This window comes from Curtobacterium sp. NPDC090217, from assembly GCF_044746705.1.
Lineage (GTDB): Bacteria > Actinomycetota > Actinomycetes > Actinomycetales > Microbacteriaceae > Curtobacterium.
The window spans coordinates 112,120-133,153 of record NZ_JBIVCR010000004.1 but is presented as its reverse complement, the minus strand read 5'-3'; the positions used below and the strand labels follow the sequence as shown (position 1 = coordinate 133,153).

20 protein-coding genes are annotated in these 21,034 nt (G+C 70.0%); 7 read left to right on the top strand and 13 right to left on the bottom strand.

All coding sequences use genetic code 11. The features are described from left to right. Nucleotides 1-126: 126 nt before the first annotated feature. Both glgX and ACIPJ2_RS14780 read left to right on the top strand, forming a co-directional pair. Nucleotides 127-2,145: a glycogen debranching protein GlgX gene (gene glgX, locus ACIPJ2_RS14785; protein WP_402729450.1), complete on the top strand. Its 2,019-nt coding sequence runs from the start codon at nt 127-129 to the stop codon at nt 2,143-2,145. Nucleotides 2,146-2,238: 93 nt separating this feature from the next. Continuing rightward, nucleotides 2,239-2,709: a BLUF domain-containing protein gene (locus ACIPJ2_RS14780; RefSeq protein WP_402729449.1), complete on the top strand. Its 471-nt coding sequence runs from the start codon at nt 2,239-2,241 to the stop codon at nt 2,707-2,709. A gap of 51 nt (nt 2,710-2,760) precedes the next feature. On the opposite strand, the gene ACIPJ2_RS14775 is transcribed toward ACIPJ2_RS14780, so the two are convergent. From ACIPJ2_RS14775 to ACIPJ2_RS14765, 3 genes are all read right to left on the bottom strand, one after another. Next, nucleotides 2,761-3,594, bottom strand: coding sequence for a family 16 glycosylhydrolase (locus ACIPJ2_RS14775; RefSeq protein WP_402729448.1), 834 nt, complete (start codon nt 3,592-3,594; stop codon nt 2,761-2,763). A gap of 14 nt (nt 3,595-3,608) precedes the next feature. Further along, nucleotides 3,609-5,375: a hypothetical protein gene (locus ACIPJ2_RS14770; RefSeq protein WP_402729447.1), complete on the bottom strand. Its 1,767-nt coding sequence runs from the start codon at nt 5,373-5,375 to the stop codon at nt 3,609-3,611. A 141-nt stretch (nt 5,376-5,516) separates the two neighbouring features. Beyond that, nucleotides 5,517-6,011 (bottom strand): MarR family winged helix-turn-helix transcriptional regulator, encoded by a 495-nt coding sequence (locus tag ACIPJ2_RS14765; RefSeq protein WP_402729446.1) that lies wholly within the window; start codon nt 6,009-6,011, stop codon nt 5,517-5,519. Nucleotides 6,012-6,099: 88 nt separating this feature from the next. Between ACIPJ2_RS14765 and ACIPJ2_RS14760 the strand changes: the two genes are divergently transcribed. Next, nucleotides 6,100-7,029 (top strand): NADP-dependent oxidoreductase, encoded by a 930-nt coding sequence (locus ACIPJ2_RS14760; RefSeq protein WP_402729445.1) that lies wholly within the window; start codon nt 6,100-6,102, stop codon nt 7,027-7,029. Nucleotides 7,030-7,099: 70 nt separating this feature from the next. Here the strand turns inward: ACIPJ2_RS14760 and sufU are convergent, their stop codons facing one another. From sufU to ACIPJ2_RS14740, 4 genes are all read right to left on the bottom strand, one after another. Next, nucleotides 7,100-7,549 carry a Fe-S cluster assembly sulfur transfer protein SufU gene (gene sufU, locus ACIPJ2_RS14755; RefSeq protein WP_402729444.1) on the bottom strand — a complete coding sequence of 150 codons (450 nt, stop codon included), beginning with the start codon at nt 7,547-7,549 and terminating at the stop codon, nt 7,100-7,102. Continuing rightward, nucleotides 7,546-8,880: an aminotransferase class V-fold PLP-dependent enzyme gene (locus tag ACIPJ2_RS14750; RefSeq protein ID WP_402729443.1), complete on the bottom strand. Its 1,335-nt coding sequence runs from the start codon at nt 8,878-8,880 to the stop codon at nt 7,546-7,548. The genes sufU and ACIPJ2_RS14750 overlap by 4 nt, the downstream gene beginning before the upstream one ends. Nucleotides 8,881-8,977: 97 nt before the next feature. After that, nucleotides 8,978-9,190, bottom strand: a complete 213-nt coding sequence (locus ACIPJ2_RS14745) for an antitoxin (RefSeq protein WP_281265282.1) — start codon at nt 9,188-9,190, stop codon at nt 8,978-8,980. A 228-nt stretch (nt 9,191-9,418) separates the two neighbouring features. Beyond that, nucleotides 9,419-10,702 carry a chloride channel protein gene (locus ACIPJ2_RS14740; protein WP_402729442.1) on the bottom strand — a complete coding sequence of 428 codons (1,284 nt, stop codon included), beginning with the start codon at nt 10,700-10,702 and terminating at the stop codon, nt 9,419-9,421. A gap of 55 nt (nt 10,703-10,757) precedes the next feature. Between ACIPJ2_RS14740 and ACIPJ2_RS14735 the strand changes: the two genes are divergently transcribed. Both ACIPJ2_RS14735 and ACIPJ2_RS14730 read left to right on the top strand, forming a co-directional pair. Continuing rightward, nucleotides 10,758-11,168: an ASCH domain-containing protein gene (locus tag ACIPJ2_RS14735; protein WP_402729441.1), complete on the top strand. Its 411-nt coding sequence runs from the start codon at nt 10,758-10,760 to the stop codon at nt 11,166-11,168. Nucleotides 11,169-11,227: 59 nt separating this feature from the next. Then, the gene (locus tag ACIPJ2_RS14730) at nt 11,228-11,443 is read left to right on the top strand and encodes a hypothetical protein (RefSeq protein ID WP_402729440.1); all 216 of its coding nucleotides are present in this window, start codon (nt 11,228-11,230) and stop codon (nt 11,441-11,443) included. Nucleotides 11,444-11,446: 3 nt separating this feature from the next. Here the strand turns inward: ACIPJ2_RS14730 and ACIPJ2_RS14725 are convergent, their stop codons facing one another. Continuing rightward, nucleotides 11,447-11,836 carry a zf-TFIIB domain-containing protein gene (locus tag ACIPJ2_RS14725; protein ID WP_281265286.1) on the bottom strand — a complete coding sequence of 130 codons (390 nt, stop codon included), beginning with the start codon at nt 11,834-11,836 and terminating at the stop codon, nt 11,447-11,449. A 151-nt stretch (nt 11,837-11,987) separates the two neighbouring features. Between ACIPJ2_RS14725 and ACIPJ2_RS14720 the strand changes: the two genes are divergently transcribed. Then, entirely contained in the window at nt 11,988-13,154 is a 1,167-nt protein-coding gene (locus ACIPJ2_RS14720) for an ROK family protein (protein ID WP_402729439.1), read from the top strand. Between the two features lie 94 nt (nt 13,155-13,248). On the opposite strand, the gene ACIPJ2_RS14715 is transcribed toward ACIPJ2_RS14720, so the two are convergent. The 5 genes from ACIPJ2_RS14715 to ACIPJ2_RS14695 all read right to left on the bottom strand — a co-directional run bounded on the left by ACIPJ2_RS14715 (nt 13,249) and on the right by ACIPJ2_RS14695 (nt 20,022). Next, entirely contained in the window at nt 13,249-14,628 is a 1,380-nt protein-coding gene (locus ACIPJ2_RS14715; protein ID WP_402729438.1) for an ABC transporter substrate-binding protein, read from the bottom strand. A 9-nt stretch (nt 14,629-14,637) separates the two neighbouring features. Continuing rightward, nucleotides 14,638-15,591, bottom strand: coding sequence for a carbohydrate ABC transporter permease (locus ACIPJ2_RS14710; protein WP_281265289.1), 954 nt, complete (start codon nt 15,589-15,591; stop codon nt 14,638-14,640). A gap of 23 nt (nt 15,592-15,614) precedes the next feature. Continuing rightward, the gene (locus ACIPJ2_RS14705; RefSeq protein ID WP_402729437.1) at nt 15,615-16,586 is read right to left on the bottom strand and encodes a carbohydrate ABC transporter permease; all 972 of its coding nucleotides are present in this window, start codon (nt 16,584-16,586) and stop codon (nt 15,615-15,617) included. 161 nt (nt 16,587-16,747) lie between these two features. Further along, nucleotides 16,748-18,985: an alpha-galactosidase gene (locus ACIPJ2_RS14700; protein WP_402729436.1), complete on the bottom strand. Its 2,238-nt coding sequence runs from the start codon at nt 18,983-18,985 to the stop codon at nt 16,748-16,750. Nucleotides 18,986-19,038: 53 nt separating this feature from the next. Further along, complete coding sequence (locus ACIPJ2_RS14695; RefSeq protein WP_281265292.1) at nt 19,039-20,022, bottom strand: magnesium and cobalt transport protein CorA; 984 nt, start codon at nt 20,020-20,022, stop codon at nt 19,039-19,041. Between the two features lie 106 nt (nt 20,023-20,128). Between ACIPJ2_RS14695 and ACIPJ2_RS14690 the strand changes: the two genes are divergently transcribed. Then, nucleotides 20,129-20,923 carry a TspO/MBR family protein gene (locus ACIPJ2_RS14690; protein WP_402729435.1) on the top strand — a complete coding sequence of 265 codons (795 nt, stop codon included), beginning with the start codon at nt 20,129-20,131 and terminating at the stop codon, nt 20,921-20,923. Nucleotides 20,924-21,034 lie beyond the last annotated feature (111 nt).

The window sequence follows — 21,034 nt, the reverse complement described above, 5'->3', positions numbered from 1 at the left end:
GACGGGAGGCTCGTGGCGGCCTCGCCACGAGCCTCCCGTCCGGTGTCTGAAGGATCGATCCGGGTGACCGGCTCGGGGTACGTGGATCCGCGCAGGGCACAGCGGGGTACCGGTACAACTTGCACCATGACCAGTTCCTCGCGCTCACCGCTCGGCGTCACGCTCGTCGACGGCGGCGCCAACGTCGCCCTGTTCTCGACCACCGCAGACCGCGTCGAGTTCTGCTACTTCGACGACGACGGGACCGAGCACCGCACCGAGCTCACCCACCGCACCGGGTACACCTTCCATGACATCGTGCCGGACGTGACCGTCGGCACCCGCTACGGCTTCCGCGTGCACGGCCCCTGGGACCCGGCGAACGGTCTGCGGCACAACCCCGCGAAGCTCCTGCTCGACCCGTACGCCACGGCGATCGACGGCACCTACGAGTGGGGTCAGGCGCTGTTCGGGCACGACATGGAGCACCCGGACCAGATCGACGAGACCGACTCGGCGAGCGCGATGCCGAAGTCCGTCGTCGCCGACCGCACGTTCGATTGGGGCGACGACACCCGTCCCGACACGCACCTGTCCGACACCGTGGTGTACGAGGTGCACGTGAAGGGGTTCACGCAGCAGCACCCCGACGTCCCCGAGGACATCCGCGGCACCTACGCCGGCATGGCGCACCCGGCGGCGATCCAGCACCTGGTCGACCTCGGCGTGACGGCCGTCGAGCTCCTGCCGACGCAGCAGTTCGTGCAGGACTCGACGCTCGCCGACAAGGGGCTGCGCAACTACTGGGGCTACAACTCGATCGGCTTCTTCGCGCCGCACGACGAGTACGCGTCCTCGGGTACGGCCGGACAGCAGGTCGCGGAGTTCAAGCAGATGGTCAAGGCCATGCACGCCGCGGGTCTCGAGGTCATCATGGACGTCGTCTACAACCACACCGCCGAGGGCAACCACATGGGCCCGACGCTGTCGTTCAAGGGCATCGACAACCCGTCGTACTACCGCCTGGTCGAAGACGACGGTTCGAGCTACTTCGACACCACCGGCACCGGCAACTCCCTCAACGTCGCACACCCCGCCGCGCTCGGACTGATCGCGGACTCGCTCCGCTACTGGGTCGAGGAGATGCACGTCGACGGCTTCCGCTTCGACCTCGCGACGACGCTGACCCGCCAGGACAACGAGGCGAGCCGCCGCTCCGCGTTCCTCGACATCATCCACCAGGACCCGGTGCTCCGCGGGGTGAAGATGATCGCCGAGCCGTGGGACACCGCCGGCTACCAGGTCGGCGGGTTCCCGGCCGAGTGGTCCGAGTGGAACGGCAAGTACCGCGACGACATGCGCGCGTTCTGGCGCGGCGACGAGGGCGTCCTCGGTGACGCGGTCCAGCGATTCCTGGGCAGCCCGGACGTGTACGAGGGCTCGCGGCGGGCGCCGGTGTGCTCGGTCGACTTCGTGACCGCGCACGACGGCTTCACCCTCGCCGACCTGACGATGTACGCCGAGAAGCACAACGAGGCCAACGGCGAGGACAACGAGGACGGCGAGAGCAACAACACGTCGTTCAACGGCGGCATCGAGGGTCCGACCGACGACGGCGCGGTGAACGACTACCGCGACCGGCAGCGGCGCAACTTCCTCGGCTCGCTCCTGCTGTCGGCCGGGGTCCCGATGATCCTGGGCGGCGACGAGATCGCCCGGTCGCAGGGCGGCAACAACAACGCGTACTGCCACGACGACGAGATCTCGTGGTTCGACTGGACCGCGGCGGACCGGGATCTGCTGGCCTTCACCCGCTCGGCGATCGCGTTCCGCAAGCAGCACGCCGCGCTGCGCCCGGAGTGGTACCGAACCGCACCCGGCGATTCCGATTCGACCGTCTCGGTCCTGCGCGCGGACAACGCCGGCTTCGAGGACGCCGACTGGGCCGACGCCGGCAACCGGGCCGTGATGCTCGTGCTCGAGCACGGTTCCGACGCGGTGGCGGTGCTGTTGAACGCCTCGCAGACGACCGTCGAGTTCACGCTGCCGGAGAAGCCCGGCGGTGGGACGTGGTCCGTCGGCCTCTCGAGTGACCCCGACCAGCAGGTGGACGACGGGGCCGGGTCCGTCCTGGTCCGGGACGCGTCCTTCACGGCGCTGACCTGACGGGCGGACCGCGTCGGGACACCGGGTCCGCGCTCGGACGCGCGATCCGGCCGATTGTTGCGCCAGCGCGCTCCCGGACACAGACTCGTGGTGATGACTGCACTGACCTCACTCGTGTACATGTCCGTCGCCGCCGACGAGATGACCGATGCCGACCTGGTCGCGATGCTCCGGGAAGCACGCCTGCGGAACGACGCACTCGGCGTCTCCGGTCTGCTGCTCGCGAAGGGTGGTCGGTTCCTGCAGGTCCTGGAGGGCCCGGTGTGGAGTGTCGAGGACCGGTACCGTGCGATCGAGCGCGACCCCCGGCACCGCGAGGTCAAGACCCTCTCGCGTGAGGCCGTCACCGCGCGCCGCTTCGACGGCTGGGCCATGGCGTTCGCCGCACCGTCCGACTCCGACGTCCGGGACGAACCGGGCTTCAGCACCTTCCTCGCGGACCGCTCACCGCTACCGGCCGACCTGGCCGGCTCCCCCGCGGACTGGCTGCTCCGGTGGTTCCGCGGGCGGGACCTGCACGATCTGCCGGAGGAGCGGGTCACCCTGGGCCGCCACGCCGCCTGACGCAGCCGGAGCGGGTCCAGCGGCGACCGCTCATCACCGCCGGACCACTGCTCACGAGTTGTCGATCACGCGGACGTAGTCGACCTTCATCTGCTGCGGGAACTGCGTGGACCCGTCGGGGTACCCCGGCCAGTTCCCGCCGACCGCCAGGTTCAGCACGATGAAGAACGGCTTGTCGAACACCCACGGGTTGCTGCCGGTGTCCGCCGTCGTCACCGTCTTGTACGCGACACCGTCGACGGACCAGGTGATCGATCCGGGCTTCCAGTCGACCGCGAACGTGTGGAAGGTGTCCGCGAACGACCACCCCTGCGGGTGCTGGTAGCTCGACGTGATCCCCTGCCCACCGGAGTAGCCCGGCCCGTGGACGGTGCCGTGCACGGTCGCGGGCTCGTACCCGACGTTCTCCATCACGTCGACCTCGCCGGAGTTCGGCCAGCCGACCTGGGGCAGGTCGGAGCCGAGCATCCAGAACGCCGGCCAGATGCCCTGCCCGCGGGGGATCTGAATGCGGGCCTCGATCCGGCCGTACTGCGGCGTGTACTTCCCCTGCGTCGTCAACCGGGCGCTCGTGTACGACCCGTCGGCCTCGCGCTTCGCCGTGATGACGAGGTTGCCCTGGCCGTCGAGCGCCGAGTTGTCGCGTGAGTCCGTGTAGTTCTCGAGCTCGTTGTTGCCCCAGCCACCGCCTCCCGTCTCGTTCGTCCAGACCGAACGGTCCGGTGCGCTCCCGGCAGCGCCGTCGAAGTCCTGCGACCAGATGACGTCACCGTTCGCGGCGCTCGCCGGGCCGCTCGCGGTGACGGCGGGTGTGACGCCGAGCGCGACCGCGGCCGTCCCTGCGAGCACGAGTGCGACCGTCCGGCGCTTCCTGTTGCGTGTCATGTCCTCGGACCTCCTCAGTTGTACGACGCCAGTCGGTTGGGCGCCGTGTTGCCCGCCGATGTCGGGACCGCTCCCCCGACGCCGTTGATGACGCTCGAGATGGTGCCGGTGTCGCCGAGGGAGACCGTCACCAGTCCGTGCGCACGGACGCCGGACGTCTGCGGGACCTCGAACGCACGATCGGCGTGCACGGCCGGGTTCGTGTTGAAGAAGCAGTAGACGCCGCCGCCCCAGATCTCGTGCTTCGTGACGGTCGACGCCACCTTGTACGCGGCGTACCCGGCGCCGGTCGGGCTCTGCCACGACGCGTTGTCCGGCACGTCGTACGGCATCTCGTTCTGGAAGAAGATGGTCTTCCCGTTGTTGCCGTTCCACTGGACTTCGTACTTCTGGTAGTGCTCGACGAAGAGCCCGGTGGCGAGGACGTCGTCACCGTTGACCTCGACGCCGGTCGCGCCGGTGTTCACCGTCCAACCGGTCGCCGCGCCGCCGTGGTCGGCCCGCCACGCCCAGATGTGGTCGACGAGGGTGTCGTCGGCGTTCACCTGCAGCGTGGTCGAGGCCTTCCCCTGGATGCTCGACCCGACGCGGAAGAACACGTCCTGGATGCTCTGCGGGTCGCCGGCGTGGTCGACGTGCGAGCCGGAGGTGCCCAGCCGGACGAGCTGGGCACTGTTCTGCGTGCCAGCGTCGACGACGAGGTTCGAGACGTTCACTCCCGCGACGTCCGTCGAGGTCAGGACGGCGTTGCCCTTCGTCGGCACGAGCGTCGGGAACCCGATGCCCGTCACGACGGTGTCCGCCCGCGTCACGTTGATCGGCGCGTCGAGCTGGTAGGTGCCCGGCGTGAAGAACAGGTTGAGCCCCTGGGACAGCGCGCTGTTGATCGTCGACGCGGAGTCACCGGGGTGCGCGACGTAGAAGTTCCGCATCGGGATGTCGGTTCCGGCGGTGTTCGGCCAGGTCACACCGGACGAGTTCTGCCGGAGCGACGGCACGAACACGTGGTACTTGTTCGAGGAGTCCACGTACAGGTAGGGCTTCTCACGCGTGGTCGGCGTCGTCGCGAGGGTCGTGTAGCTCTTCGAGAAGTCGCTCGCCGGGGCGCCGTTCACGCCCGAGAAGGTCATGTTCCAGTTGCCGCCCTGCCACGACCCGATCGTGGAGTTCCGGGTGTACCACTGCTGCTGCGACCCGCTCGTGACGGTGCCGTCGACCTTCGAGTCGGCGATGTACCCGCCGGAGGAGTACCCCTGTCCGCCGTCCTGGTTCGACGGCCCCATCGTCAGGTTGCCCGCGATGTGGACGCGACGCATCGGCGCGGCCTGGGACACCGCCCACCGGTCGGTGCCGCCCTCCGGTGCGATCTTCACGTTCTCGACCGATCGCCAGAAGTTCTGCGTCGCGTTCTTCTCGTCGCCGGCGTTCCATCCGGAGTCGACGTTGACCGCGCCGTTGATGGTGACGTCGTCGGGGTTCTTCCCGAGCCCGGCGACCGAGGTGTAGAACCCGAGGTTCGCCCAGACACGCCCGTAGCTGCCGGGCTTGAAGAGGAACGCGTACCGCTGCGATCCGAACTGCGCGCTCGGGTTGCGGAGCTGGGCGTTGAAGGCGGCGTCGACGTCGGCCTGGATGGTCGATGCCGGCACCGAGGGGTCGTAGACCTTGACGCTGCTCCCGAAGTCGGGGGTGTCGCTCGTGGTGACCGCCTGAGCCGAGATCGCCGGGGCCAGTGCCCCCACGACACCGGCGCTCAGGGCGATCGCGACGAGCTGCTTCATCCGTCGTTGCATGATGCTCGATTCGTCGATGTGCGGCGACGTTGCCGCACGCAACAGAAGCTAGACCTGTTCGTCCGCTCAGACAGTCGGACGAATCGAGGACCAGTCATGTCCCCCGGACGAGGGGGGACGCGCCGAGCGTCAACGCCCCCGGCGTCGAACCGCCGACCGCGGCGGCGCCGCCCGGAGCTCCTCGCTGACCCGTCCGAGGATCCTGCCGAGCTCGGCGGCGTCATCATCCGTGAGGTGCGCGAAGAGCAGCGCGTGCACCGTGGCGATGTGCCCCGGGAAGACCGCTGCGAGGACATCGCGGCCGGCCGCCGTGAGCGTCACGACGGTGCTGCGCTCGTCGTCCGGGGACGGTCCGCGGGTGACGAGCCCGCGCTGCTCGAGCAACTGCGCCTGGTACGTCAGCCCGCTCCGGCTGTAGACGACGCCGTCCGCCAGGTCCGTCATGCGCAGGTGCCCGTCCGGCGCGTCGCCGAGCCGGGCGAGGAGCTGGAACTGCACGTAACTGAGCTGCCCGACGTCCTTCAGCTGCCGCTCCACCGCGGGGCGCAGCAGCGCTCCGACCTCGGTGAAGGCGAGGTAGGCGCCGAGTTGCGTCGGCGTGAGGGCGGCAGGCGTTTCCGTCATGCTCCGATCCTACCTGTTGATTCGAATTCGAAGCAGTGCTACGGTTTGAATAACTTCGAATTCGAAGCACTTGACGAAAGGCACGATCATGCAGGCAGTCCAGTTCTCCGAGGTCGGCGGACCAGAGGTCCTCCGGTACGGCGAGGTCGAGCAGCCCACCCCCGCCGCCGGGCAGGTGCGCGTGCGGGTCGCGGCATCCGCGTACAACGCAGCCGACAACGGCATGCGGGCCGGGTTCCTCCCCATCCCGATCCAGCTCCCGCACATCCCCGGGTACGACGTCTCCGGGACCGTCGACGCACTCGGTGCCGGAGTGACCGGACTGGCCGTCGGCGACGCGGTCATCGGTTTCCTCCCGATGGAGGCCGACGGCGGAGCAGCGGAGTACGTCGTCGCTCCGGCGGAGTCATGGGTGCCAGCACCGACGAGCATCCCCCTGGCCGACGCAGCCGCGCTACCGTCCGTGGCACTCACCGCGTGGCAGGCACTCTTCGACGACGGCCAGCTCACCGCCGGGCAGCGACTGCTGATCGTCGGCGCCGGCGGCGTGGTCGGCAAGTACGCGATCCAGCTCGCGAAGCGCGCCGGCGTCCACGTCATCGCGACCGCGAGCCCGCGCAGCGCCGACGACGTCCGCGCAGCCGGAGCTGATCAGGTCGTCGACCACACCGAGGCCGACGTCCTCGGCGCACTCGACGGGCAGGTGGACGTCCTGCTGAACCTCGCGCCCCTCGATCCAGAGCAGTTCGCGGCCGACGTCGCAGCGGTCCGCGACGGTGGGATCGTGGTCAGCACGACCGCGTTCATCGCCACTCCGGGTGACGAGTCCCGTGGCGTGCGCGCCGCGACCGTCTTCGTCCTGCCCGACCGGGAGCGGCTGGCCGAGCTGGTGGCCCTCGTCGACCAGGGTGCGCTGACCGTCGAGGTCACGCGGCGCATCCCGCTCGCCGAGCTGCCGGCGCTCCACGCCGAGGGCGCGGCCGGCCGGATCGCCGGCAAGGTGATCGTCCTGCCGTGACGCGACCGATGATGCGGACGGGAGGCTCGTGGCGGCCCCGCCACGAGCCTCCAGTCCGATGTCTGGTGGACTACCGACCCGCGGTCGCCTCGCGCGCGGCGGCTTCCGCCGCGACCCAGGCGAGCATGCCGCACTTCACGCGCATGACGAACTTCGAGACACCGTGGAAGGCGATCAGGTCCTCGAGGACGTCCTCGTCTGGTTCGCCGGCGCCACGGGAGCGCATCATCGTGCGGAACTCCTCGGTGAGCGCGAGGAACTCCGGGACGGTCCGGCCGACGGCCATGTCCGTGAGCACCGAAGCCGAGGCCATCGAGATCGAGCATCCGTCGCCCTGCCATCCGAGTCCGGCGATCCGGTCGGACCCCGGTTCGAGCCGCACGCTGACGGTGATCTCGTCGCCGCACGTGGGGTTGCGCTCGAAGTGCGACGCGTCGGCGTCCGGCAGCTCGCCGTCGCCGTGCCGGGCCTTCGCGTGGTCGAGGATGACCTGCTGGTACAGGGAGTCGAGGGCGTTCACGCGTCCGCCCCCGCTGCCCCGAAGTACCCACGGATCTCGCTGACGGCCTGGACGAAGCGGTCCACGTCCTCGTCGGTCGTGTAGACGTAGGTGCTCGCGCGGCTCGTCGCGGTGAAGCCGAGTCGACGGTGTAGGGGCTGCGCGCAGTGGTGCCCCGAGCGGACGGCGATGCCCTGCGCGTCGAGGTACTGCGCGACGTCGTGCGCGTGCACTCCGTCGACGTCGAACGACACGAGCCCGGAGCGCGGCACACCGGCAGCGGGGCCGACGACCGAGATGCCGGGGACGGCGGCGAGGCCGTCGAGCATGCGCTGGGCGAGGTGCTCCTCGTGGGCGCGGACCTGCTCCATGCCGATCGCCTGCAGGTAGCGGACGGCCTCGGCGAGTGCGACGGCCTGCGACACGGGCTGGGTCCCGGCCTCGAACCGCTCGGGTGCCGGCATGAAGTCGGTGTGTTCCATCGTCACCGTCGTGATCATCGAGCCACCGGTGTGGAACGGCGGGAGCGCGTCGAGCAGCTCACCGCGTCCCCAGAGCACGCCGATGCCGTTCGGGCCGAGCATCTTGTGGCCGGAGAAGGCCGCGAAGTCGACGTCGAGCGCCTGCACGTCGAGGGGACGGTGCGGCGCAGACTGGCAGGCGTCCAGGACGACGAGCGCGCCGTGGGCGTGTGCTGCCTCGACGACCTCGGCGACGGGGGCGATCATGCCGGTGACGTTCGAGACGTGCGCGAACGCGACGACCTTCGTTTGCTCGGTGATCATCGCGAGCGCGTCGGCAGCGGTCCAGCACCCCTGGTCGTCGACGGGCACCCAGCGCAGGGTCGCTCCGGTCGCGAGGGCGGTCTCCTGCCACGGGACGAGGTTCGCGTGGTGCTCGGCCTCGGTCACGAGGATCTCGTCGCCGGGACCGATCCGGAAGCGCTCGGCGTCCGCTCCCCCGCGTCCGCGGCTGGCGTTCGCGATGCCGTACGCGACGAGGTTGAGCGCGTCGGTGGCGTTCGACGTCCAGACGATCTCACTCGGGCTCGCGGCGCCCACGAACCCGGCGACCGTCGCGCGGGCGTCCTCGTACGCGTCGGTGCTCAGCGCGGCGAGGGTGTGCGCCCCGCGGTGCACGGCGGCGTTGTCGTGTTCGAGGAACCGCCGCTCGGCATCGAGCACCTGTCGTGGCCGTTCCGCGGTGGCCCCGGAGTCGAGGTACGCCAGCGGCCTCCCGTTCACCTGCTGCTGCAGGATCGGGAAGTCGGCCTTGATCCGCTCGACCTGGTCGTCGGTGAGCGGCTGGTTCGGTGCCACGATCGTCACTGCGCTTGATCCTCCTGCTGTCATCGGGGACAACCGCTCCATCGTCCTCGTTGTTCCGCCAGGAGTCCAGCCGGACGGCCCAGGGCCGTTCGCCGCAGGGCCGTCCCGACCGTGGTTCGCGCTACTCGTTGCCGACGTGCTTGTCGGCGGTGTCGCGCGCGCCGTCGATCTTGTCGTCGTACTTGCCGCCGGTGGCCTTCTTCACGGCGTCGGCGACACCGTCGAGGACCTTGTCGCTGATCCCTTCGGCCTGCTCGCTCTTCAGGGCATCCTGGACCTTGTTGTCCTTGAGGAAGTCCTGCGCCTTCTTCGTGATGTCGTCGAACCCGGCCATCGTCTGCTCCTGACGTTCGGCGCGGAGCCGTGCGCCCCGCGTGTTTCCGCCGATGGTATGCCGATGCTGCGGGAGCCGTCCGGCAGAGCGACAGTCTGCAGCGCCGGCATGCGGTCTCTTCCGGCAGAGCGACAGTTTCCCGGCGGGATCCGGCAGCAGCCTGTCGCTTTCGCGGAGACAAGCGGGCGGAGACAAGCGGGCGGAGACAAGCGGGCGCGGACGTACCGGTCAGGTCATCTGGGCGCTGCGGCGGCGGGCGAGCACGTAGCCGACGGCGACCGAACCCGACACGGCGAGCAACGAGGGGATGAGGATGTCGGTGCCCTGCTGGGTGAACTCGACGACGAGCACGAGCGCGGTGAAGGGCGCCCGCATGGTCGTCGCGAGGAACGCGGCGGCACCGATGAACGCGAACGACACCAGGTTCGGGCCGTCCGCCGGCCACATCAGCATCCACGCGCCGCCGAGGAAGCCACCGAACGCGGAGCCGATCGCGATGGACGGGGTCAGCGTGCCGCCGACGGCACCGGCGCCGATCGTCGCCGAGGTGGTGATCGTGCGGATGATGCCGAGGACGAGGAGGCCGACGATCGGGGCCATCCCGAGCATGGTGGCGCTGTTCATCGAGGTGTTCATCGCGTCGAGCCCGAGCGCGCGGCCGTTGCCGAGGATCTCGGGGAACGGGATGGCGATGAGACCGACCATGGCGAAGACGAGCGGCAGCATCACGAGGAGGTGCCAGCCCTTCGGAGCGAGGCCCTGCAGTCGGTTCGTGAGCTTCACGAACCCGACACCGGCGAAGCCGAGCACCGGTCCGACGATCACGGCCCACACGAGCAGCGACGGCGTGAGGTGCGTCGTGGGCACGTGGTAGAGCACCTCGTCCGGGATGGCGAGCCTGGCGACGAAGGCCGCGATGGCACTCGTCGCGAACGCCGGCAGCGCGGTGGCGAAGGTCAGCTCGCCGAGCAGGACCTCCACCGCGAAGAGCGCACCGCCGAGCGGGACGTCGTAGACGGCGGCGAGACCTGCCGCGGCGCCGCAGGCGACGAGGATCTTGGTCTCCCGCTTCGTCAGGCCGGCCCTGGCGGTGATGAGCTGGGACAGCCACGCGCCGATCTCGCGCGGTGCGACCTCCTTGCCGATGGAGGCGCCCAGTCCGACCGCGAGGATCTGGATGCCGGCGTTGCCGACCGTGGCGAGGGACGGCATCCGCTTGCCACCGACGGCGGCGGGGACGGACACGACGGGTCGACCCCAGCGGCGGATCGCCCACCAGGCGACGCCCGTGAGCACACCCGCGGCGACGAGCGCCAGGAAGCGGTTCAGGCCCGAGGGAGCGTCCGCGGCCTCGAGGTGGCCGCCGAACGGGTAGCCGAACGCGACGAACTGGATGAGCTGCAGGGCGAGCCAGACCGCGATGCCGGCGATCCCGCCCGCGACGCCGACGAGCCCGGTGACGACGACGAGTTTCATCACCCACGCGGGTGTCGTGTGGGCGGTGTGCGACATGTCGGAAACCCTATCGGCCACCCGGACCTGCCCTCGGCCACGCTACGGTGACCTGGTGTTCCCCCGCATCGACGTCCCCGGCCTCGGCGAACTCCGCGGCCTCGAGCTCGGCGACCCTGGGCCGCTCCGCCAGCGGTTGACATCGCTGGTCGCCAACGGCACCAAGACCGCCACTGCCGGACGGCTCTCCGAGTACGACGACGAGGGCGAGGAGCTCGAACACGTCGGCGAGCGGTTGGTCCTGCTCGACGACGACGACCGCCCGGCGGGGACGGTCGTCATCACGGCGGTCGAGATCGTGCCGTTCACCGAGGTGCCGTGGGCGTTCGCGGACGCCGAGGGCGAGGGCTTCACCGACATCGACGACTGGCGGACACAGCACCGCCGGTTCTGGCTGCGGACCGAGGGCGTGGTGGTCCCCGACGACGAGCCGATCGTGCTGATCTGGCTCCGCTACGAGCCGTGACCCGTTCGCACGGCACGACCGGCGCAGTGTCGAGTACCACGGAGACGAGGAGCGGTGTCGTGACGACGATGCGGGTCGCGTCGGTCAGCGGAGTGATCGCCCTCTTCGCAGCTTCGCTGGCCATCGGATGGATGGCCGATGGCCTGCCGACGAACTCGCTGCGCGCCGAGCGCCTGCACGCGCTCTCCGTCTCCGGAAAGACGCTGACGCTCGTGGTCGGCATCGGCGTGGGCTTCTTCTGGCTGTTCTGGGACCGATCCCGGAAGCGTCACTGACGCTCAGTCGAAGAGCTCGCTGAGCCAGTTCCCGCGGCGCTTCTTGCCGTACTGCTGCTGCCCGTACCCGGGCTGCCCGTACTGGCCGTAGCCACCTCGGCGGCCCTTGTCCCACGACCCGGGCGACCCGGGCGAACCCGGCGACGCGTACCCGTTCCGCGGCACAGCCATCCCGGGCGCGTACCCGGGGACGGAACCGTACGCGGGGGCAGCGGGCACACCGGGGACCGCCTGCGGACCAGGAGCTGCCGACGAGCCAGGCGCGGCCCGGTCGATGATCTTGTCGAGCTCGCCGCGGTCGAGCCACACGCCGCGGCACTCCGGGCAGTAGTCGATCTCGATGCCGGACCGCTCCGACATCACGAGGGTGGCCTGGTCGTTGGGGCACTGCATGAGGAGGTCCTTCCGATCGGCGCACGATGCGCACTGCGTTCGATCCTGTCGGCCCCGTGTGTGCCATCAGTGCCAAGCCCCTGGAGGACCCCTGTGGATCACCGGAGTGTCCGCCGTCCGACACCCGTCGCCCGCACCCTAGGCTGACGACGTGACCGAGACCCGAGGCACAGCGGAGCACGGCTGGGAGCCGCTCGTCGGCAGCGCGCAGTCCGTCGTCCTCGAGGTGCTCCGGGCAGGCCCCCGCCCGCGCACCGAGCTCGCCGAACGCCTCGGCCTGTCCGGCCCGAGCCTGTCGCGCATCACGAGGCCGCTGCTCGAGGCCGGGATCCTCGTCGAACGTGACGGGGTGCAGCAGACCACGACCGGTCGCCCGTCGATCCCGCTCGACATCGACGCGGACGCACACCACTTCATCGGCGTGAAGCTCACCGGGGACAGCCTGTTCGCCGTCTCCACCGACCACCGCGGCCGGGTGTTGACGGAGCGCGAGGAGACACTGACGGACACGGACGTGCCCGCCGTGATCGCCCGGATCGCGGAGGTCGTCGCCGCGATCACGGCCGAGGACGACCGCGTCCGCGGGGTCTGTGTCGCGCTCGGCGGCTCGACGGTCGACCGGCGCGAGGTCCGTCGAGCGCCGTTCCTCGGCTGGGAGGACGTCCCGCTCGCCTCGCTGCTCGGCGCGGCGACCGGCCTGCCGTGCTCGGTCGAGAACGACGTGCGGGCACTCACACACGCCGAGCACTGGTTCGGCGAGGGTCGCGACCACCGCTCCTTCGCGCTCCTGACGATCGGCGCCGGGATCGGGCTCGGCCTGGTCGTCGCCGGCACGGTGCTCTCCGGTGCCCACTCGACCGCCGGCAGCATCGGCCACCAGCGGCTCGGCGGTGCGGTGAGCACGTCCGACCTCCGGTGCGAGTTCGGCCACCGCGGGTGCGCCCGCGCCGTGCTCAGCGCGCGGGCGATCTCCCTCGCCGGCACCGAGGCGCTCGGCCGTCCGGTGTCCGCGGCCGAAGTCCTCGACGCGGCTCGGGGCGGCGACCACGCTGCGCGCGCCGTCGTCGACACGGCTGCCGAAGCCCTCGGACTCCTCGTCGCGGACGTCGTGAACGTCGTCGATCCCGAGGTCGTCCTGCTCTCCGGCGAACTCGTCGGGGTCGCCGAGGTCGGCCGGGCAGCGCTCGACCGCTCGGTCGAGGCCGCTCGACACTGGTCCACGCCGACCCCGACGGTGATCGCGCAGCCGTTCCGGTTCAACGAGTGGGCCCGCGGCGCAGCCGCGGTGGCCATCCAGATGCACGCCGTGGGCGCCTGACCCGGAAGGCGCCGCCGCCGCGGGGCGCGCAGACGGGAGGCCCGGTGCCAGCTGGCACCGAGCCTCCCGTCCGGTACGCAACGCGATGGGCGCGTCAGGTGAGCTGCAGGAGCGTGTTCACCTGGTCGTTCACCGCGGTCAGCGTGCTGACCGGCTTGCCGTTCGCGTAGATGTCGTCGAACGCCGGCTGCACGAGCGCCTGCACGTCTGCCGGGTTCCGCGTGACGGGGAACAGGAAGGTGGTCTTGTCCTCCACCTGCCGGGTGAACGCCGACACGTCGAGCCCGCGCTTCTCGAACGCGGCGACGGCGGCGTCGGTGCCCTCCGGGCGGGCCGGGAACACGATGCCGGCACGACCGACGATCTGCTGCGCCGTGGAACCACCGAGGAACGCGACCCACTTCGCCGCTGCCTCCGGGTTCTTCGCTTGCTTCGTGATCGAGTCGCCGAGCCCGTTGAACATCGACGCTCGGTGCCCGACCGGTCCGACCGGCGTCGGCGCGATGCCGATGTCGAGCCCCGGCAGGTTGGCGTAGGTGCCGATCATCCACGAGCCGTTGAACGACAGCGCGACCTTCTTCGCGCCGAGCTGCACGTCCGGTCCGGTGGTCGTCGAGAAGACGCCGTACTTCGGCATGTAGCCCTTCTCGGCGAGGCCGTAGTACCAGGACATCGTCTTCTGGAACCCGGCGTCGTCGTACCGGAACCGGTTCCCCCACGGGTTCTTGTTCGTGTAGAACCAGTCGGTCGATCCGGTGAACGGCGACCACTGGGTCTGCCCGAACCCGTCGCCGCCGCTGCCGTTCGCGCTGATGCCGTAGACCGCGACGTCGTTCTTGTCGAAGCCGGACTCGTCGCCGCGCCTGCCCTTCCCGTCGACGGTCAGGTGCGCGACCATCTTCTCGAAGGAGCCGCCGTCGTCGGGGTTCCACTCGAGCGACGCCAGCTGCTCTGGGGTGACCCCGGCCTTCGCCATCGCCTTCTTGTCGTAGAACATCGCGATGGTGTCCCAGTCCTTCGGGGACCCGTAGCGGTGACCGTCCTGCCCCTTCCAGAGCTGGGCGAGGCCGGACTGGTAGTCGGCGTCCTCGATGGAGGCGGTGGCCTCGAGTTCGTCGAGCTCGTAGAGCACGTCGAGGTCGGAGTACTGCGGGAACTTCGTCAGGTGGTCGGTGAACACGTCCGGAGCGGTGCCGGCGATGAACCCGGCGGTGAGCTTCGTCCAGTAGTCGTTCCAGCCGAGCTGGGTGATCTTGATCGTGATGCCGGGGTTCTGCTGCTCGAAGGCCTTCGCGACGGCCTGGTAGGCGGGCAGCTGGTTCGAGTCCCACAGCCAGTAGGACACGGTGCCGGTGGCGCCGCCGGTCGCTCGGCCCGACGAGCGGCCGGGCGACGAGCACGCGGCGAGCGCACCGAGGGCGAGGGCTGATGCTCCGCCGGCGAAGAGCGCGCGGCGGGTGATGGGGTTCGTCATGAGCTGGACCTACTTGATGCCGGAGAAGCCGATGGAGTTGACGATGCGCTTGGCGAAGAGGCCGAACAGCACGATCATCGGGAGCGCCGCGACGAGGGTCGCGGCCATGAGTCCTGCCCAGTCGGTGCCGGACTGCGGCGACTGGGACTTGAAGACGCCGAGCGCCACCGTGAGCACCCGCGAGCTGTCGGTGTACGACACCATGAGCGGCCAGAAGTAGTCGTTCCACGCGGTGATGTACGTCAGGACGGCGAGCGTCGCGATCGGTGCGGCGGCCATCGGCAGGATGAGCCGGAAGAACACCCGGACCTTGCCGGCGCCGTCGATGAGCGCCGCCTCCTCGACCTCGCGGGAGATGCCGAGGAAGAACTGGCGCAGGAAGAACACCGCGAACGGGGTCATCAGCATCGACGGCAGCGAGATCCCGAGCAGGGTGTCGACGAGGCCGAGCGACTTGATCAGGGCGAAGTTCGGCAGCAGCGTGAAGATCGTCGGGACCATGAGCCCGGCGAGGAACACCGCGAACACCTTGTCGCGTCCCGGCCAGCGCAGCCGGGCGAAGGCGTAGGCGGCGCCGGCGGAGAAGAACACCTGGCCGACGGTGATCATCGTCGCGGTGATCACCGAGTTGAGCAGGTACTGCCAGAAGTTGATCGCCGCGCCGGAGCCGCCCTGTGCGAGCGCCTCCTTCGTGGACTGCAGGCCGAACACCCGCTCGAACCCGCCGAGGCTGAACCCGGTCGGCAGCAGCGAGGTGGGGTCGGCGGAGATCGCGCCGTTCGACGACAGCGCCGTCCGGAGGATCCAGTAGAAGGGGAACAGGGTCACGACGATCACGGCGATCATCGCGATCCAGGCGAACACGCGGCCGACGGACGGCTTCGGTCGCTGGGGCTTCGCGCCACGCGTGGTGACGGCGCGGGTGGTCGTGGGCTCGACCACCGGGGGCAGGGTGCTGGTCATCGTCGACGCTCTCCTGATCCGGGTCAGTCCAGGTCGCTCTCGCCGGAGCGCGAGAGTCGGTACTGGATGAAGGTGATGATGCTGAGGACGACGAGGAGGGCCACCGAGACGGCGGACGCGTACCCGAACTGGAACCGGCCGAACGCCAGGTTGTAGATGTAGTTCTGCACGACGTTCGTGGCGTTCGCCGGGCCGCCCTGGGTCGTCACCGCGACGGTGTCGAACACCTGGAACGACCCGATGATGGTGATGATGAGCACGAGCGACAGGATCGGCCGGAGGAGCGGCACGGTGATGCGCCAGAACATCTTCCACTCGCTCGCCCCGTCGATGCGGCCGGCCTCGTAGACCTGCTCCGGCAGCGCCTGGAGGCCCGCGAAGATCAGGAGCGCCGTGTAGCCGACGTTCCGCCAGACGTTGATGAACGCGATCGTCGGGATGCCCCAGAAGTCGCTCTGCAGGAACGGGATGCGGCCGACGCCGAGTGCGGACAGGACCTCGTTGCCGATGCCGAGCTGCGTGTCGAGGATCCAGAGCCAGATGAGCGCCGCGACGACGTTCGACACCAGGTAGGGCGCGAGCACGATCCCGCGGACGAACGTGGACTTGGTCAGGCGGTGCATCATCACGGCGATGAAGAGCGCCAGGACCGTCTGGAACCCGATGTTCAGCAGCACGTACTCGACCGTGACGGCCATCGAGTGCCAGAAGATCGAGTCCTGCACGAGCCGCTCGTAGTTCTGCAGGCCGGTGAACACCGGCGGGGTGAGCAGGTTGTACGAGGTGAAGCTCAGGTAGATCCCGCGGATGGTCGGCCAGAGCAGGAACACGGCGAACCCGATCGCCGCGGGGGCGATGAAGACGAGGGCGAGCCAGAGGTCGTTCCTGGGGCGACGTCGGCGCGGTGCTGCGGTCCTGGATCCGGCCGCCTCCGCGGCTCGGGTGGGCCGGCCCCGCCGGACGGCAGGCGCCGTCAGGGGTGTTTCGGTGGCCATCGTGACTCCTTCGTCAACGCGGTTCCGTCCGGGTGGCAGTCCCGGATCGGATTTAGTGTCGCTGCAAAAGAAAGCGGTTGTCAAGGGCCTTGTGCACACATGACGGACGGGAGGCTCGTGGTGACGTCACCACGAGCCTCCCGTCCGTCAGGAACGCGCGATCAGAGCGCGGTGAGCCGGAACGGGACGACCCGCTCCGCGGAGGTGGACGGGGCTTCCAGCCCCACCGTCTCGAGGACCCGTCCGGTGAAGACGCGCTCCCCCTCCCACCAGACGGGTGCGCGGACGCCGTCGGCGCCGCTGCCGATGAGCACCGGGTCGACGCGGTAGCGGGTGTCCGGGTCGAGGTCGCGGAAGGTGATGCGGCCGCGGAGGCTGACCTCGGGTGTCGTGAGCGACGCCAGGAAGAACATCGCCTGCTTCCGGTCGGGTGCGACCGTGCCGTAGACGTTCAGGGAGTCGTCGACCTGGTCGACGCGCACCAGGTCGCCGGCGTGCAGGAGCGCGCGGGTGTCCTTGTAGAGGGCGATCCACTCGGCGAGGTCGCGCTCCTCGGCCTCGGTCGCCTTCGACAGGTCCCACTCGATGCCGAGGTGCCCGAAGAGCGCCGTCCCCGCACGGAACGACAGGTCGTGCCAGCGCCCCGTCGTGTGGTTCACGCCACTCGCGATGTGCGAGCCGAGCAGCTCTGGCGGGAGGAGCTGCATCGTCCAGCGGTTCATCTGCTGGCGCTCCAGCGGGTCGATGCAGTCCGAGACCCAGACGCGGTCGGTGTGCTCGATGACCCCCAGGTCCACGCGGGCCCCGCCGGACGAGCACGACTCGATCTCGAACCCGGGGAACCGGTCCTTCAGCGCGGCCATCAGCCGGTACGCGGCGAGGGTCTGCTCGTGCACCGCCGCGCCGCCGTCACGGTGCCCGGCCTCCACCAGGTCGCGGTTGTGGTCCCACTTGACGTAGTCGACCCGGTACTCGTCGATGATCGCCGTCATCCGGTCGAGCACGTACTCGTACGCCCCGGGGATCGCGAGGTTGAGGACCTGCTGGTGCCGCGACCGGATCGGCAGGCGACCGTCGGCCTGCATGATCCACTCCGGGTGCGCACGGGCGAGGTCACTGTCCTCGTTGATCATCTCGGGCTCGAACCACAGGCCGAACTGCATGCCGGCGGCCCGCACGTGGTCGACGAGCGGGGTGAGGCCGTCGGGCCACACGTCGTCGTCGACGAACCAGTCCCCGAGGCCCGCGAAGTCGTTGCGGCGGTGCCGGAACCAGCCGTCGTCGAGGACGAAGCGCTCGACGCCGAGCCGGGCGGAGCGGTCCGCGAGGTCCTCGAGTCGCGCGAGGTCGTGGTCGAAGTAGACCGCCTCCCACACGTTGATCGTCATCGGGCGGGGGCTCGCCGGGTGCTGCGGGCGGCTCCGAAGGTGGTCGTGGAACCGGCGGGCCTGGGCGTCGAGGCCGTCCGCGTAGGCGCCGTAGACCCACGGGCCCTGGTACGTCTCGCCTGTGCCGAGGCGGACCTCGCCCGGCAGCAGCAGCTCGCCGCCGCCGATGACCTGCTTGCCGTTGAACAGGCGCTCGGCGTGGTGACGGTGGTTGCCGCTCCACGCGGTGTGGACGCCCCAGACCTCGCCGCGGGCGAAGCCGAAGCCGGGGACGCCGACGCTCAGGACCGTCGCGGCATCGGCGCCGGTGCGGCCCTTGCGTCCCTCGCGCTCGTGGATGCCGACGACGAGTTCGCTCCGCTGCGGGGTGCGTTCCTTGCCCCAGCGGCCGGCGAAGTCCAAGATCTCGCGAGCCCTGGTCGGGATCGGCAGGGCGACCGTGACGTCGTCCACGGTGTACGGGCGTTCGTCGTCGTTCGTGTCGCCGGTGTTCGTGACTGCCGCGCGGGTGCGGATCAGTCCGGTTGCGAGGAGCTCGATCTCGAGGCGGACGGCGAGGCCGGCGTGCTCGTCAGCGGCCTCGACGACGACCAGGGCCGGGCCGGCGTCGATGCGCGCGGGCTCGTCGTCCGTGCTGGGTGCGCCCTCGTGCGCCGCGCTCGGCGCGGTCTCGCGGGCCGCGCTCGGCGCGGTCTCGTGGGCTTCGCCGATCACGTCGATGCTCGTCGTCGTGAACTTCGGTGACCAGTCATGGCCGTCCCGGTGACCGCTGATGCCGGGCTTGCCCGACCACCCGGCGTGCGGTTCCGGCAGGATCGCCAGTCGGATCGGCTCGTCGACGGCGTTCGACACGACCGGCTCCCGCCCGGCCAGCACGAGAGCCTGGAGGTCCGCGGTGGACTGCTCCCCGAGGGCCGCACCCCAGTGCACCACCGACGGCAGGCGCCCCTCGGTGCAGTCGAGCACGAGGGAGACCCCGGCGGTGGACAGGTGGACGAGGGAGTGCGTCATCGAAGCTCCAGGTCGGCGTTACTTTTGTCCTGCAAGTATGTCAGAGGGACTCGTCAGAACCAGCGCTTCACCTTGAAGACGACGAAGAGGATCGCGGCGAAGGCCACCATCGCGATGATCGACAGCGGGTACCCCCACGTCCACGAGAGCTCGGGCATGTGCGTGAAGTTCATGCCGTAGATGGCTGCGATGAGGGTCGGCGCGAAGAGGATGGCCGCCCAGCCGGAGATCTTCTTCGTGTCGTCGTTCTGCTTCTGCGCCGCCAGGGTCGCGTCGACCGTCAGCGCGTTCTGCAGGAGCTGCCGGAAGGTGTCGATGCGCTCGATGGTCCGGATGGCGTGGTCGAGGACGTCGCGGAAGCGCCGCTGCATCTCGACCGGCAGGTGGTACTTCTCGGCGCCGCGGTGGATGTTCTCGATCATGTGGACCAGCGGACGCGCTGCCCGCTGGAAGTCGACCACCTCGCCGAAGAGCTCGTAGATGCGTCGGGAGACCCCGGGGACACCGGCGAACAGCTGGTCCTCGATCTGGTTGATGTCCTCCTCGAGCCCTTCGATCACCGGGATGTAGTCGTCCACGATCGAGTCCATCAGCGCCCAGAGCTGTGCCTGCGGTCCCGCCGTGACGAGTCCGGGCTTGCCGCTCATCCGCTGCAGCGCCCGCGGCACGACGTTCCGGCCACGCGGATCGGCCTTCACGACGGCCAGGAAGAACTGCTCGCCGACGAACGCGTGCACCTCGCCGAACTCGACCTCCTCCAGCTGGTCGTTGTAGAGCGCTGGCTTCAGCACCGCGAACAGGGTCGAGCCGTACCGCTCGAGCTTCGGCCGCTGGTGCCCCTCGGCGGAGTCCTCAACCGCGAGCTCGTGCAGACCGAGCGCCACCGCGACGTCCCCGAGCTCCTCGGCGTCGGGTTGGTACAGGACGATGCAGGCGCTGGCGTCCTGGTCCTCCATCATGCGGAAGGAGTCGTCGAGCGTCGGACTCGCGATCGGTGCGATGCGGTCGATGTAGGCGGTGTTGAGCTCGACGGTCACGTGCCCAACCTACGCACGTCCCCCATCCGCTGAACGGCGCCTGCGCACCGCGGCGTGGCGACCGCCTACCGTGAAGGTCATCAGCATGCTGACGAAGGGATGAGTCATGCGGTGGTTCCGGAAGATCGTGATCGCGGCGAGCGCCGTCGTCGCCGTGGTCGGCTCGTTCATCGGGTCGGGCGCGGCAGGCGGCACGCCGATCCAGGACGCCGCGGGCGGGGCGTTGTCGGCCTCGTCGACGGCCATCGCGCCGGCCGGGCCCGCGTTCGGTATCTGGAGCGTCATCTACGTGGGGCTCATCGCCTTCGCGGTCTGGCAGTTCCTGCCCCGCCGTGGCGACGAGGTCCGGCACGACCGGCTCGCCGTGCCCGCGACGCTGTCCCTGCTGCTCAACGCCGCCTGGATCCTGTCCGTGCAGTTCGGGCTGCTCTGGCTGAGCGAGCCGATCATCGTCGCCCTGCTCGCGGTGCTCGCGTGGACGTTCGTGATCCTGCGGCGCACGCGGCCGTCCGGCACGGTCGAGGCGATCGTCACCGACGGCACGTTCGGGCTCTATCTCGGCTGGGTGTGCGTCGCGACCGCGGCGAACACGGCAGCGGTGCTGACGGCCGCCGGCTTCCAGGGCTTCGGGCTGTCGCAGGACGTCTGGGGTGTCGTCGTGGCACTCGTCGCCGGGGCGGTCGGGGTCCTGCTGGCCGTGAGCGGCCACGGGCGCCTCGCTCCGTCGGTCTCGCTGGGGTGGGGCCTGGCGTGGGTCGCGGTCGCACGACTCGACGGCCCGCTGGTGTCGGTGCCCACGGCGGTCGCTGCGCTCGTCGCCGTCGTCGTCGCCGTGGTGGTCACCCTCGCGGTGCGGACCCGCGCGGGCTGGTCCGCCGCCCGGTCCGCGCGCGCCGCGTAGCCCGCGACATCGTGCCGCTGGCGACATCGTGCCGTCAGGCCGCACGCTCCCTACCACGAAAGCGACAGTTCCCCGTCGGAGTTCGGCGGGGAACTGTCGCTTTCGCGGAAG

What these genes read in the sequence shown, in the direction of transcription:
- glgX (WP_402729450.1), top strand. Translation starts at nt 127, where the DNA reads ATGACCAGTTCCTCGCGCTCACCGCTCGGCGTCACGCTCGTCGACGGC.
- ACIPJ2_RS14780 (WP_402729449.1), top strand. Translation starts at nt 2,239, where the DNA reads ATGACTGCACTGACCTCACTCGTGTACATGTCCGTCGCCGCCGACGAG.
- ACIPJ2_RS14775 (WP_402729448.1), bottom strand. Translation starts at nt 3,594, where the DNA reads ATGACACGCAACAGGAAGCGCCGGACGGTCGCACTCGTGCTCGCAGGG.
- ACIPJ2_RS14770 (WP_402729447.1), bottom strand. Translation starts at nt 5,375, where the DNA reads ATGAAGCAGCTCGTCGCGATCGCCCTGAGCGCCGGTGTCGTGGGGGCA.
- ACIPJ2_RS14765 (WP_402729446.1), bottom strand. Translation starts at nt 6,011, where the DNA reads ATGACGGAAACGCCTGCCGCCCTCACGCCGACGCAACTCGGCGCCTAC.
- ACIPJ2_RS14760 (WP_402729445.1), top strand. Translation starts at nt 6,100, where the DNA reads ATGCAGGCAGTCCAGTTCTCCGAGGTCGGCGGACCAGAGGTCCTCCGG.
- ACIPJ2_RS14750 (WP_402729443.1), bottom strand. Translation starts at nt 8,880, where the DNA reads ATGACAGCAGGAGGATCAAGCGCAGTGACGATCGTGGCACCGAACCAG.
- ACIPJ2_RS14745 (WP_281265282.1), bottom strand. Translation starts at nt 9,190, where the DNA reads ATGGCCGGGTTCGACGACATCACGAAGAAGGCGCAGGACTTCCTCAAG.
- ACIPJ2_RS14740 (WP_402729442.1), bottom strand. Translation starts at nt 10,702, where the DNA reads ATGTCGCACACCGCCCACACGACACCCGCGTGGGTGATGAAACTCGTC.
- ACIPJ2_RS14725 (WP_281265286.1), bottom strand. Translation starts at nt 11,836, where the DNA reads ATGCAGTGCCCCAACGACCAGGCCACCCTCGTGATGTCGGAGCGGTCC.
- ACIPJ2_RS14715 (WP_402729438.1), bottom strand. Translation starts at nt 14,628, where the DNA reads ATGACGAACCCCATCACCCGCCGCGCGCTCTTCGCCGGCGGAGCATCA.
- ACIPJ2_RS14710 (WP_281265289.1), bottom strand. Translation starts at nt 15,591, where the DNA reads ATGACCAGCACCCTGCCCCCGGTGGTCGAGCCCACGACCACCCGCGCC.
- ACIPJ2_RS14705 (WP_402729437.1), bottom strand. Translation starts at nt 16,586, where the DNA reads ATGGCCACCGAAACACCCCTGACGGCGCCTGCCGTCCGGCGGGGCCGG.
- ACIPJ2_RS14700 (WP_402729436.1), bottom strand. Translation starts at nt 18,985, where the DNA reads ATGACGCACTCCCTCGTCCACCTGTCCACCGCCGGGGTCTCCCTCGTG.
- ACIPJ2_RS14690 (WP_402729435.1), top strand. Translation starts at nt 20,129, where the DNA reads ATGCGGTGGTTCCGGAAGATCGTGATCGCGGCGAGCGCCGTCGTCGCC.